Raw genomic sequence first — 231 nt, forward strand, 5'->3', positions numbered from 1 at the left:
GTAGGTCTCGCGGTGTGTCTCGAACTCCTTGGTCGGCGCCGGGAACAGCAACCGGTTCAACGCCGCCTGGCGTTTGGGCCCGGGCGCAGCCAACAACTCCTCATCCTCGACCGAGAGTTCCTGGATCGGCTTGGCCGGTCCCCTGCCCTCAAGTGCCTTGGTGCGCAACGGTTCCGGCCACCCGCCCGGCGGGTCACCAAGCTCGCCGCGCAGAAACCCGATCACACTGTC

The 231-nt window shown here is 67.1% G+C and carries 1 protein-coding gene; it reads right to left on the reverse strand.

All coding sequences use genetic code 11. The features are described 5' to 3' along the window. A partial coding sequence (locus ACZY08_RS29755) for a hypothetical protein (RefSeq protein ID WP_463748180.1) occupies positions 1-231 on the reverse strand: 231 nt, incomplete at both ends.

It is taken from the genome of Mycobacterium sp. IDUB_9 (genome assembly GCF_055419505.1).